11 protein-coding genes are annotated in these 13,109 nt (G+C 43.1%); 5 read left to right on the top strand and 6 right to left on the bottom strand.

Features of this window, described 5'->3' with window-relative positions; all coding sequences use genetic code 11:
- Both VK179_13220 and VK179_13225 read left to right on the top strand, forming a co-directional pair.
- A partial coding sequence (locus VK179_13220) for a TldD/PmbA family protein (GenBank protein HLO59701.1) occupies nt 1–1,017 on the top strand: 1,017 nt, incomplete at its 5' end.
- Between the two features lie 13 nt (nt 1,018–1,030).
- On the top strand, nt 1,031–2,347 hold the full coding sequence (locus VK179_13225) for a TldD/PmbA family protein (protein ID HLO59702.1): 1,317 nt from the start codon (nt 1,031–1,033) through the stop codon (nt 2,345–2,347).
- Nucleotides 2,348–2,395: 48 nt separating this feature from the next.
- On the opposite strand, the gene VK179_13230 is transcribed toward VK179_13225, so the two are convergent.
- The 3 genes from VK179_13230 to VK179_13240 all read right to left on the bottom strand — a co-directional run bounded on the left by VK179_13230 (nt 2,396) and on the right by VK179_13240 (nt 5,089).
- Complete coding sequence (locus VK179_13230) at nt 2,396–3,652, bottom strand: uroporphyrinogen decarboxylase family protein (protein HLO59703.1); 1,257 nt, start codon at nt 3,650–3,652, stop codon at nt 2,396–2,398.
- A 64-nt stretch (nt 3,653–3,716) separates the two neighbouring features.
- Nucleotides 3,717–4,247: an RsmD family RNA methyltransferase gene (locus tag VK179_13235; GenBank protein HLO59704.1), complete on the bottom strand. Its 531-nt coding sequence runs from the start codon at nt 4,245–4,247 to the stop codon at nt 3,717–3,719.
- Nucleotides 4,202–5,089 carry a DUF3822 family protein gene (locus VK179_13240; protein HLO59705.1) on the bottom strand — a complete coding sequence of 296 codons (888 nt, stop codon included), beginning with the start codon at nt 5,087–5,089 and terminating at the stop codon, nt 4,202–4,204. The genes VK179_13235 and VK179_13240 overlap by 46 nt, the downstream gene beginning before the upstream one ends.
- An 86-nt stretch (nt 5,090–5,175) precedes the next feature.
- Between VK179_13240 and VK179_13245 the strand changes: the two genes are divergently transcribed.
- On the top strand, nt 5,176–6,591 hold the full coding sequence (locus tag VK179_13245; GenBank protein HLO59706.1) for an AAA family ATPase: 1,416 nt from the start codon (nt 5,176–5,178) through the stop codon (nt 6,589–6,591).
- 133 nt (nt 6,592–6,724) lie between these two features.
- On the opposite strand, the gene VK179_13250 is transcribed toward VK179_13245, so the two are convergent.
- Together VK179_13250 and VK179_13255 are read right to left on the bottom strand one after the other, a co-directional pair.
- Nucleotides 6,725–8,779: a LamG-like jellyroll fold domain-containing protein gene (locus VK179_13250; GenBank protein HLO59707.1), complete on the bottom strand. Its 2,055-nt coding sequence runs from the start codon at nt 8,777–8,779 to the stop codon at nt 6,725–6,727.
- A gap of 80 nt (nt 8,780–8,859) precedes the next feature.
- Entirely contained in the window at nt 8,860–11,211 is a 2,352-nt protein-coding gene (locus VK179_13255) for a TonB-dependent receptor (GenBank protein ID HLO59708.1), read from the bottom strand.
- An 80-nt stretch (nt 11,212–11,291) separates the two neighbouring features.
- On the opposite strand from VK179_13255, the gene VK179_13260 reads away from it, so the two are divergent.
- Nucleotides 11,292–12,068, top strand: coding sequence for a LuxR C-terminal-related transcriptional regulator (locus VK179_13260; protein HLO59709.1), 777 nt, complete (start codon nt 11,292–11,294; stop codon nt 12,066–12,068).
- A 25-nt stretch (nt 12,069–12,093) separates the two neighbouring features.
- Nucleotides 12,094–12,480, top strand: a complete 387-nt coding sequence (locus VK179_13265; GenBank protein HLO59710.1) for a phosphoribosyl-AMP cyclohydrolase — start codon at nt 12,094–12,096, stop codon at nt 12,478–12,480.
- A 2-nt stretch (nt 12,481–12,482) separates the two neighbouring features.
- Here VK179_13265 and VK179_13270 read toward each other — a convergent pair whose 3' ends face one another.
- Nucleotides 12,483–13,106, bottom strand: coding sequence for a hypothetical protein (locus tag VK179_13270; GenBank protein ID HLO59711.1), 624 nt, complete (start codon nt 13,104–13,106; stop codon nt 12,483–12,485).
- Nucleotides 13,107–13,109 lie beyond the last annotated feature (3 nt).

A 13,109-nucleotide genomic window follows, 5' to 3' on the forward strand; every position in this document is an offset into this window, starting at 1 on the left:
CGATTGAATGACGGCATTTTTGCCGGTGACAAACGCGTTACAAAAGTGAATGTATACCAGAACGACAGCAGTTCTTATATTCTTTTCTATAATTCAGAAGGTCTTCTTGCTTATGACTACCGTCCGATGGTTGCCCTGAGCGGAGTTTGCATTATGGAAGACAACGGCCGTACCGAAAATTTCTATGTAAGCCGTTCATACAGGAAAGGCGCTGAATTCCTGACTAACGATATGGTTGATGTTCTTGTGAAAGAAGCCATTGATAAAACATCCATCCTGTTTGAAGCCGGCAAACCAAAGGCCGGTGAAATGGAAGTGGTGATGGGCGCCGGAGAATCGGGTATCCTGTTGCATGAAGCCATGGGTCATGCCTTTGAGGCCGACTTTAACAGGAAGAATACCTCCATTTTCTCGGATAAAATGAATAAGAAGATTGCCGAAGATTTTGTAACCATCGTGGATAACGGAATCAGGCCTGGTGACAGAGGTGCCCTTAACTTTGATGACGAAGGTAATAAATCCGAAATTACTACGCTTGTTGAAAAAGGTATACTTAAAAGTTACCTGCACGACCGCATCAGCGCAAATTTCTATAAGGTAGCGCCAACAGGAAACGGAAGAAGACAGGACTTCAGGAATATTCCGATTCCGCGTATGCGTTGCACGTACATGGAAAACGGACCTCATAAAAAAGAAGAAATCATAGCCAGTGTTAAAAACGGTATCTATGTCGAAAACTTCAGCAATGGTGAAGTGAATATCGGACAGGGCGATTTTACTTTCTTTGTAAAGCTTGGATATATCATTGAGAACGGTAAGCTTACCAAACCTATAAAGGACATAAACATTATCGGTAACGGCCCGCAGGCGCTTGCTGATGTGGTTATGGTAGCAGACGACCTTGCCATCGCCGAAGGCACCTGGACATGTGGTAAAAACGGCCAGGGTGCACCGGTTACACAGGGCATTCCTACAGTGAAAATAAAAAAACTTACCGTTGGCGGTGTAAACGCCTGATAAATCAATTGCTATGAATACAAACGAAAAATACGAACTCGCAAAACTTGTGATGGAGCATGCTCTCAAAGCAGGTGCCCAGCAGGTTGCTGTCAAAATATACGATAGCAGGAGCAGCAATATTGAAATCCGCGATCAGAACATTGATACCCTGAAAGAATCGAACAGGGCCGGACTGACAATTGATCTGTATGTGGATAAGAAATATTCATCGAATTCTACAAACAGACTTAAAAAGGAAGACCTTTTCAAGTTTGTGGATGATAACGTTGCCGCCACCCGTTTTTTGGCCGAAGATGAATTCAGGATCCTTCCTGATACGGCGTTGTACTACAAGGGTAACGGTCCGGATTTGAACGTTTTTGATCCTAAAATGGATCAGGTAGAGGCCAAAACAAAGATCGACCTGGCCATGAACGCCCTGAATGAAGCTTACAAAAAGGACGAAAGGATTGTTTCTGTTACTTCGGATTACGGCGACGGAATATCAAACGAGGTAATGGTTACCAGCAACGGGTTTAAAGGGGATCAGAAAAACACATGGGTATCCATGAGCGTAAGTGTTTCTCTGAAAACCGACACCGGAAGACCTGTGGATTACTGGTATGAGAATAACATTTTCGCCGATAAACTGATCACAAAAGATATTGGTAAAAAGGCACTTGAAAAGGCCATTCAAAAAATCAATCCTTCAAAGATTGCCTCAGGGAAATATACAGTTGTAATCGACAACAGGGTTTCCGCAAACCTGCTATACCCTGTATTCAATGCACTGAACGGCTACAGCCTTTACCAGAAACAATCCTTCCTGGTTGGAAAAATTGGAAAACCGGTTGCATCACCGTTACTGAACGTTGTTGATGATCCTTTCATTCCGTCAGGTCCCGCATCGAGACTATATGACAGTGAGGGTCTTGCCCTTGTGAAACGTCCTGTAATCGAAAATGGTGTGCTGAAGACTTACTATATTGACACCTATTACGGACGTAAGTTAAAAATGGATCCTACAAGCGGTGACAGCACCAATTTTATCTTCACACTGGGTACAAGAAACCGTGAGCAAATGATCGGTGATGTTAAGAAAGGCGTGTTGATCACCGGTTTTATAGGAGGTAACTGCAACGGAACAACAGGTGATTTTTCCTATGGCATCGAAGGATTCGTGATTGAGAACGGTAAACTTGGTCATCCTATTAATGAAATGAACATTACGGGCAATATGAGCGACTTCTGGTTCAACCTCGCTGAAATGGGTAATGATATCCGTGAAAGCGATTCGATCAGAATACCATCAATTATGCTTAAGAATGTTGACCTGAGCGGAATTTAACCGTAATATAGAATTAAAAAGCCCCGGTAAATTCCGGGGCTTTTTTTATTAGTAGCCGTTAAACCTATTTAGTGCCTTAAATATGGCCGCAATATTTTCTACCGGCACATTAGCCTGGATGTTGTGAACCGTATTGAATACAAAGCCACCGTCTTTCGAAAAGATTTCACACAGATCAAGAACCTGTTTTTCAACATCCGCAGGTGTTCCAAAGGGCAATACTTTTTGGGTATCAACTCCCCCACCCCAGAAAACAAGATCCTTTCCGTATTTCCTTTTAAGTGTTGCCGGGTCCATACCTGCTGCGTTAATCTGAACCGGGTTGATAATATCAAAACCCGACTCAATAAACGATGTCATGAGTGTTTCTACTGCCCCACAGCAATGTTTGAATGTTTTCCACTCTGTATGCCCGTGGATCCAGTTATTCATTTTCTGATAATACGGTTTGAAAAGCTCATCAAAAGTATCAATCGAGCAAAAGGTTGAATCCTGTGTTCCCAAATCTGTCCCGCAAAGAAAAACAGCATCGATATCATTTCCGACTATTTCATAAAGAAGCCTGAAATTTTCAAGGGCAATGTCGGTTTGCTTTTCGAATATACTTTTAAGGTAATCCGGTCGAAGCATCATGGACATATACCACTCCGCCACATCGCGAATACCTTTAGGCCTTTTCAAAAACAGGCCAGGAACAAGGGCAATATCGCCCACTGCTGTGCCGCCGAAATTGGCTATGATTCCTTTGCCCGATTCACGGCCAATGGCCACCTGGTTCTTCCAGTATTCAAGATCAATCGTCGACAATACGCCAAAATCTTCAAGATTGTCTACAGGGTCCAGGTTTTCTTCGACAATCGGTTCCTGGCGGATAATGGCATCGAAAAAGAAGCCTGTTTTGGGCATTTTTCCGCTAGGGGGAACGGTTACATCGCCCTCCGGACAAATCAGGTAATCGCCATTTGAGTCGGTAATGATATTGAATAACTCAGGTACAAGCAATAGCTGATTCCAGTGGGTACGGTATTCTCTGAATTTCTCATTCGGAAAACCGAACATGTTATTCCTGGGATTTATTCCAATGGTATCCAGGTGCAATACTTCAGCAAGATCGTCATCAACCTGGCCCAGCATCTGAAAAGGTTCAATAAGCTTTACCGGCCTTTTTTCAAGACCATAAAAATCCCGAAGCCTTTCCAGGGCCAGAACATGTATACCCGTCACACCTGTTGTGCCCATGTCCACCGGAACCTTGTCGGTCTGCCTGTGATTGAGGGCCGCTTTAAGACGCTCACGCTTTGTCATACCCGTATATTTAAAAATAAATATAGCGAAAGCATTTGTAGATTGAGCCTCCTGAATAAAAAAACTATCTGAAGAAGGAGAAATGAACGCTGCCGTAATTGCGTTCTTCGGAAAAGCGGGGATGATTTGTAAATTTATTCGACTTGCCATGTTCAAGTACAAACCAGCCGTTCTCTTTAAGCAGGCTGAACTGCATGATCAAATCAGGGATAGTCTCAATATTTTTTAGTTCATAAGGAGGATCTGCAACAATAATATCATACTTCTTATGACACACTGGGATAAACCTGAAAACATCCATCCTCACGGCATGAATTCCTTTCATTCCAATCTCCCCGGCTGTTTTAGAAATAAATTGAGTGGCCCTCCCGTTGATCTCAACAAGGTCGATATTTTCACAGCCCCTTGAAGCAAATTCAAAACTTAAACTGCCTGTTCCACTGAAAAGATCCAGCACTGCAGCATCTTCAAAATCAAAATGATTGGTGAGAATATTAAAAAGGGCTTCGCGGGCAAAGTCGGTTGTAGGTCTTGAATCAAAACCTTTGCTTACCTCAATCCTTCTCCCGCTGTATTTTCCACCGATGATCCGCACATCTGTAAATTTAGTAAATTTAGGAACCTGGAAGTGACCAGTTGTTTAAGTCCTGACGCCAAGGCCGGAATTTCTGCCGGTTCATCATACCGGCAATCCTGGACATATTGTGAAATTAAATCCCAGTAGCTGAGTTTGGATGCCTGCTCTCCTGAGATTCTTAACGGAGTTTTAGCCGGATCCAGTCCCATTTTCTGAAATACAAGCAGCAGGTAATATAGAAGGTCATTTTCATTGGTATATTGGAATGTGTTATAAATCCTGAGTTTTGAATTCCCCGTGCAGGCGATGTCAAAAAATTCAGGATACAATCCCATGAAAACACAGTTCGCAGTAAAATGATTGGGTTGAACGGCTATGTGCCGGACAAAAGGTGTTGTCTGGCTTAGAAATTCAACCTTGCGGAAATGCAGGCTGACCAATGAGACGAGTTCCTCAGGTAAGGCAAAAACGTTAAACAGTCCTGCTTCTGGAATGAAATTGCTGAAAACCGAAATGTGAATATCTTCGCCCTGGTTGAATTTAAGATACTTGTCAGTTACATTTTGATCAAAGAATTCCTGTGGTATTAGTGTTGTGTGCTGTGTATAACCGGCGAAACAAACATTCCTGAAAGGAAGTGAAAGAAAATCATCACTTAAAAGGGCTTCTTCAGTTTTCCTCACCAGGTCACCGGTCATAATGACCTGCTCAAATCGTTTACGGCGGAAAACAACATAATTTTCAGTTGCCGGGTTATAAATGCAATAGGAAAGTCCTTTTTTATTAACCTGAATAAGCAGCGAATACTCTTCTGCGGCTTCCTGTTTAAATGTCCTGTCGATATAATTAATCTCGTGCATCCGGTGTCTGACTTTTGCGAAATTAAATAAAATAACGGGAATGGTAAGTGGTATAATCAATAACTTTGCGAACAGATGAATTAACTATGATTGCTGACCATTTCATTCAACAGATCAGGCAAAACCTTGGGCATGTGCCTACGGAAGGCCAGGAGAAGTTGATGAAACAATTAACTGAATTTATTCTTGACCCTGGCAGCAACCGTATCTTTGTTGTCAAAGGGTTCGCCGGCACCGGGAAAACCTCACTGATCAGCGCACTTGTTAAGACGCTCGATTCAATGAAGATCAAGTCAATGCTCATGGCACCGACAGGAAGGGCGGCCAAGGTTTTTTCAGGATATGCCGGTAAAAATGCATTTACCATTCACCGTAAAATATACAGGCAAAAAGCCGCAGGCGATGGCTTCGGTGAATTTGTCATCAGTAAAAATCTATACAGCAACCTGGTTCTCATTGTGGATGAGGCTTCCATGATTTCGGATTCATTGAATGAAGGAACCCGTTTTGGTTCAGGAAGGCTGCTGGCCGACCTCATGCAATTTGTCAGGGATGGCGCCAACTGCAAGCTGATCCTGATAGGCGACACGGCGCAACTTCCACCTGTAGGGATAGTCGTGAGCCCGGCACTCGACAGAAACCAGCTGGCCCTGTATATGCCCGTGGCAGGCGAATTCCTGCTCAGGGATATCGTAAGGCAAAATCTCGATTCAGGAATCCTGCATAATGCCACACTGGTAAGGAACCAGATCACGGAAACCAATATGTCGATGCCGGCACTCGAATATAAAAAATACAGGGATATTTTTTTCATTGGTGGCACGGAGCTAACCGATGTTATGGAAAGTGCCTACAATAAATACGGCATCGACGACACCATTGTGCTGTGCCGGTCGAATAAACGGGCAAACCAATACAACGCCGGCATCAGGAAACAGGTGCTGTTTCGGGAAGAAGAACTGGTTCCGGGCGATCTGCTGATGATTGTAAAGAACAATTACTATTGGATTAAAGACCAACCTGAAATCGAATTCATTGCAAACGGTGACATTGTAAAAATCCTGAAGATAAAAAAATACGAAGAGCGCTATGACTACCGGTTTGCCTACGCGCTGATGAAACTGGTTGATTACGATATTGAATTCGAAGCCCGGATCATGCTGAATGCATTGACGGCTGATTCTCCCTCCATGAGCCAGGAAGATAACCGCAAGCTGTATTACAGCGTTTATGAGGATTACCAGCACCTGAATTCAAAAAGTAAGCAATACAAGGCGGTTAAAGAAGATCCCTTCTTCAATGCCCTCCAGGTGAAATATGCCTATGCAGTTACATGCCATAAGGCGCAGGGCGGCCAGTGGAAAGCAGTCATTATTGACCAGGGTTTCATGAAAGGTGAGAACATCGACATGGAATACCTGCGATGGCTGTATACTGCCATTACAAGGGCCACAGAAGAATTGTATTTTGTAAATTTCCCGAAGGAGTTCATTAAAAATTAAACACAAAGCCGCTAGTGCCGGAATCTTTGTAGTATTCACTTTTGCTATTGACAAAGAGCCACGCTAGTGGCGAAATCTAAGATATCGCCACTAGTTTGGCTCATGCTCCGTGGGTGGCCTGTATTAAAAGCAACTATTCCTTCATCAGTTTCATTTCATGATTGCCTGAACTGGTTCTGAGTTGCAAAATATACATTCCCGGTTTCAGGGCAGATACATCAATACGCTCAGAGCGTCCTGAACCGGCAACATTCCGGTTGATCACAAGTGAACCTGTAAGATTGTAAATCCTGAGGCTGTTCACTTTTTCAATGTAGTATACTGTCAAATAGTCTTTCACCGGGTTCGGATAAATCATAAAACCAGATTCATTTTCCACAGGTGGCACACCGGTTACTACCAGCCCGATATCAACATAGTTCGTATCATGTGCCACATTAATGGTGGTATCTGCATTCAGGTTATTCACCACAATTCTCCACGAATGATCGGTCGGAGGCACCTGGTACACGTTGTCACCGTTAAAGTCGATATAATAATCAATATGATAATCCTTATCTTTTTGCAGCGAATCAAGAACCAGTGTGAAATCAGCGGTATCAACCGGGGTCAGCCTGAGGCTATCCAGAAAATCTCCGGTTTCCTTATCTCTCAGATAAAGTACCAGATTCTTTCCTGTTTCAGGAGTGAACCCTGTGAAATTTATTGTGATTGAAACAGCTGAGTCTCCTCCAGACACAGGGAATATATCCGTGTATTCGGTATTGTAAGAAACGTTCATCACTGTATCCTTTGTGATTACCGGTAATTCTTTTCTCCAGGCATGATCCACTGGGGGTGCGGAATACATGCTGTCGTTATTGACATCGGAATAGTAATCAAGATTATAACGTTCTCCGACTGTCAGCGAATCAAAAGCAACCGTGAAATCACCCGAATCTACAGGTGATAAATACAGACTATCAACAATGCTGTCATTTTGCTGCTGCCTGATGTAGACTGTCATATTCCTGTCAACTTCCTGGTTGAAACCGATAAAATCCAGAGCCAGGCTGAAATGCGTTGAATCCACCTCGGGCTGAACATCAAAAATCCGTGTGTAGTTGGTGGAATAAGCAAAATTGATTGCTGAGTCCGAATTGAGCTTTATGTTTTCAACCCGCCATGATTCATCTACAGGTGGTGCGTTATATTTACCGTTTGCATTTTTATCCGACCAGAAATCAAAATCGTATGCTGTCCCGGCCAGGATCGAATCAAATCGAACGGAAAAATTCCCGGTATCAAATGTCAATGTGGCACTGTCAAGCCTTTCTTTACTATTGTGGTTAATTACATACATACTGAAAGGTTTATCTATAACGCTTGTCATCCCTGTAAAATTCACTGTAAGTGCATAGGGACCTGTAGCCGGTTCAGGGGCAACCTGGCAATAAGCTTTGCCGGCACCGTTGTTAAAATGTGCCCTGAAGAGAGATGTATCAATAGCCGTGTTATACAGGGCCAGTTCATCGAGGTAACCCTCAAAGTGATACTGCTGTCCCGCACTCAGCCATCCTATACCAATGGGCGCTATTGAAGCAAAGTCATCAGTAAACGTATAGGTTGCAGTAGTATCCAGCTGACCGTCAATAAAAATACTAGTTGTTTTTGCCGTACCGTTTCTTACTATCCCAATCAGGTGCCACAGTCCGTTAATCACCCCTTTCTTGCTTTCGAGTGTCTGGTTAGTGCCATCGTTTGAAATGAGTGTAAAATTCACTCTTCCGGGATTCGTACAGCTGATTCCGGCCCACCAGTGAACCTGGGTTACATTATCATCCCTGCCAATAATCACATTATTACTTGAATTGTTGCGGTTAGGACAGGCATTTGTTTTCCTCACCCAGAATTCAATTGTAAAGCTTGCATCTTTGCCCCAGTTAAAGTCCTGGTTGGCAGGCAGGGTGACCTGTTTATTCCCGTCGAAGTAGGCGGCTGAATCCACCTTGCCGGGAACATACTCCGGAGGCGATTGAAATTCGCCATCCAGGTTACCAATACGATCCACAATTTTACTGTGTGATCTTGTATCGAATTTCCAGAAATGGATCAGGCTCTGGGGGCACTGATCCTGTGCTGCCGTATTGCCGGAACTGAGATAAATCGCAATTAGGCATAACGACAAAATCGTAAAAAATCTTTTCATAGACATTGTTTTATAAGTTTATTGCTGATAAGTGGAATTGCGTAAATCAGGAACAAACCCATAAAACGAAAGTTCAACTGTCAGAAATCGATTCTATAGCTCAGATTCGGAATGACAACCACTTCACGAAGGGGCTCAACACGGTCCGTTCTGAAATTATACCTGTAGCCGTAAAATTCTTTCTGGAAAAGGAGATTCACAAATTGGACCGACCAGGTGGCTGAATACCGGGGATGATTTTTATGCCAGGAGGCCGTGAAATCAAGATACCAGACATCCGGTTTTCTTTCCTGAAACGCATGCTGTTCATCATAAATAACGTCATTACTGATATACGAAGCGGCATAATTTACTGGCGATATACGATCCCCTCCCAATACACTAAACTTCCAGTTTAAGCTGAGCAGGTTATTTCTATTTTTTCCCGGTGTCCATTCTTTTCCAAAGAGGAAATTAACCACATAATTTTTATTGAATCTTGAATTTCGTTCTACGCCGTCACCTCCTTTGTATTTTGAATCAAATAACGATGCCGTAAAAAGATAGTAGAATCCGTCGTGCAGAAACCGTTCAAGAGTAATATCAGCACCCACATTATACCCTGATCCTCGATTTACAAGGGAGTCATAAAAAAACCAATCCATTTCAAGGTTTTGCATTGAAAAAGAACTGTTGGGCATAACAGGCACCTTTGACATTTTCTGAAAGTATGGTTCAAGGCGGAAACGACTGTATTCACCTGTTTTTAATTCCCAGGATAAAATATAGTGTTGAGAACGGGTAAATTTTAGCCGCAGGTTAGGCTCAATAGTGCGGCCATCCATTTGCTGCATGGCAAAATAGAATCCAAGTGGTTCCATGCGACTATGCAATCCGTAAGCCACGCTGAATGAATTTCTGTCAGTGGCATTCCATTTAAGGCTGATTCTCGGCTCAAAGGTCAGATCGCTGTTGAGCGTGAACCATTGCGAATGAATTCCTGCATTGAGTATGAAATGATCAGCAAGATCTATTCTTGATTGAGTGTAAGCCTGAATCAGTGTGCTGTTCCCGGTTTTGTCGGCAAATGTCCTGAATTGATCCCTTCCGTCATTTTGCTTCAGGTTTACCTTGTATGTCAGGTAATTGATATTGATACCGGTACGATTGATATGGCGGCTTCCGAATTTATGATTTACAAGGAATGAGAGCGTGTACTTCCTGTCATTCTGGGCTATTTCATCCCTGGGATACAAATTCATGGCACTGTCAAGTCGCTCCCTGTGCCAGTAAATCAGGTTGCCTGTGGCTGCAACAGCTGTATTCAGGTAAGTGCTTTCTGACAGGATCGTTTTATAATTTATTCCTGCTGCTCCCATTCGGTTTTTATTCACATCTTCCTCTATATCCTGGTAATAAATCCATTGGGTGGAATCTTCCTTAACCTTTGAACCGGTCCGGTCAGTTGAAAAAAGTCCCCAGGCACTCAGTGTGCCCTTCCTGCCCATGGGAAAATTAAGTTTGAATGAAAGGTCCTGGTATTTTATACCCTGCGCATTCTGCGGCAGCAAGGGAGATATCAGTGCCAGCGTTGAGTATCTGTAATTCATAAGGTATGATGACCTGCGACCTTTAATAAATGGCCCTTCGGTGGCAAAATCAATTCCAATAATTCCGGCTTTAATTGTGTGTTCGCGTTTTTCATTGTTTCCGTTCCGTATTCTCATATCAAAAACACCTGAAAGGGCATTTCCGAATTCAGCAGGAAAGGCCCCTGTGAAGAAATCGGAATTACTCAGCATTTGAGAGCTTAAGGCAGTTATACCACCTCCGCCGAATGTGGATACATTGGCAAAATGACTGGGGTTGGGAATTTCAATCCCCTCCATCCTCCACAATAATCCTTTTGGTGCATTTCCGCGGATCACTATGGCATTTGACGACAAGGAGCCGGCCACTCCGGCAAATGCCGTTGCAAGTCGGGCAGGGTCATCGATTCCCCCGGCATATCGTGAAGCTTCTTCCATTGTAAGCTGGCGCGAACTGATCATAGCCATGGGATTTACTGCCTGCTCCTTGTTTGCAAAAGCCTTTATTGAAACTCCTTCAAGTGCCGTTGCCGATTGTTTCATCAGAATTTCAAGGATAGTCTCCTTACCCGTTTGCACAAGCACTTCGGCCACCACCGTTGATTCATAACCGATATAACTAACTTGTATGCTGTATCTTCCGACAGGAATATTTTCGATTCTGAAAGCTCCGTTGCCATCTGTTGTTGTTCCCAGTAAGGGATTTGTATTTAAAATCATAATGGTGGCACCGGGAAGAGTTTCCTGTGTGTTGCGGTCTTTCACAATACCCCTGACAATCCTGTTCTGGCAATCCGCATCAAAGGACAGGGTGAAATAAAGAACAAAACCTAAACCGTAAATTGACGATTTTATACCTTTCATATCTATTTTACTAATTTTGACAAAGATGGCCACATGTATTTTTTTATGAAATCCTGAAATATCAGTATTTTTAACTCTCTATGGAACTCAAGGAATTATTCACGGAATATATGGCTCTTCTGGATGAACAGGTTTTTAAACCCGAAGATCTCGATTATCGGATCCTTGATTACCATTTACCCCTGCTTGAAAGAATTGATGTGGTAGACAGCGGTTGCATCTCTGTTTTTGATTTGTACAAAAGAAAACACGTTTATTACTCACCTAAATATAAGTCACTGCTTGGATGGGATCCTGAAAGGGCTTCAGAGGATATGAATTACACGAACAGCATGATTCATCCGGATGATTTGATTCCCCTTATGAAAGCCGGGCTTTATTTTATCAGGCTTGGTTTTTCATTACCCGATAAAAAGGAAAGCCTCCATTATAAAACCATTTTTGAATACCGGGTAAAAGGCAGGGATAATGAATATGTAAGAGTAATTGAACAACAGGTGCCGCTTGAGTTTGACGCATCGGGAAATGTATGGCTGGCACTGAGTATGCTTGACCTTTCTCCTGACCGGGACATTACGGCGCCTTTCAGGGGAAGACTTAAAAACCAGGTGACCGGAGAATTATATTACTTTCCGCCTGAAGATGACTTGCCGGTTTTGAAAGAAACCGAACTGACTTCAAGGGAAAAGGAGGTCCTTCAGTTAATTGCCCGCGGACTGATCAGCAAGCAAATCGCTGATAAACTGTATATCAGTGTGAACACCGTGAATACACACCGGCAGCGGATTATTGAAAAGCTGAATGTAAGCAACACCTATGAAGCCATCCGGTATGGGCAGGATCGCGGGCTTTTCTGATAACTGCTGCACTAAAAAACCGATTATGTTAAAAGAAGATACAAATCAATTAATGCTTGATTTCGGGAAAGACGGGAATCAACTTGTACCTGTAATAACCCAGAATTCAATCACGAAGGATGTCCTTATCCTATCATGGGTAAACAGGGAGGCTTTTGAAGAAACCCTTAGGAGCGGGTATGCTACCTATTGGAGCAGATCGAGAAAAGAGCTCTGGAAAAAAGGTGCCACATCAGGTGATTACCTGAAAGTGGTTGACATAAGAATAAACTGTGAACAGAACTCACTTCTTTTCCTTGTGATTCCTGAAGGCAAGGGAGTATGTCATGCCAGAAAACCTTCGGGACTGCCCTACTCAACCTGCTATTACAGGCAAATCGTTGAAGGCGGATTGAAAATTATTGAAGAATAAGATCAGAAACTTACAAACAGGCTGAAAACGCCAATAATGATGAGGACTATCCCAGACAATAGTTTCTCATGATGGTCGAGAAAATGCGACTGGATTGACCGAACCCCTTTACTGGCAAGAAATACAAGGAGAAGCATACCAGACACTGTAAGGATAACATACACAGCTGACACCATAATAATTCCCAGCCACCCGGCTGCAGCGGCCTGCAGGTAATAAGCTTCAATTTCAAGACAGGGACTCAGAAACATGGCAAGGGCAAGTGAAGTGATAATGGCCATTTTTGATTTCTGATTTACCGGTCTGTCTAAACCATGGTGATGCTTGTGATGATGAAGCCTGTCGATTACCAGGTAAATAATGCCAAGCAGGATCAGCAATCCCGGTGCGATTTTCTCTGAAATAACTTTATAGTTGCTGCTCAGACTGATTCCGATAATGCCAATAGTTATCCCTACAATTATGGTACTCAGTGTATGAGCAAAACCGCTGATTCCGGTAACCATCATCGTTTCGCGGAGAGTCCATTTCTCTGCCCTTCCAATGGCCACAACAGGCAGCCAATGATTCGGAATTACGGCGTGAACCATGCTTAAAAGGAGACTTCCAAAAAACAGCTGAATCATATA

The sequence above is a fragment of the Bacteroidales bacterium genome (assembly GCA_035299085.1).
GTDB lineage: Bacteria > Bacteroidota > Bacteroidia > Bacteroidales > UBA10428 > UBA5072.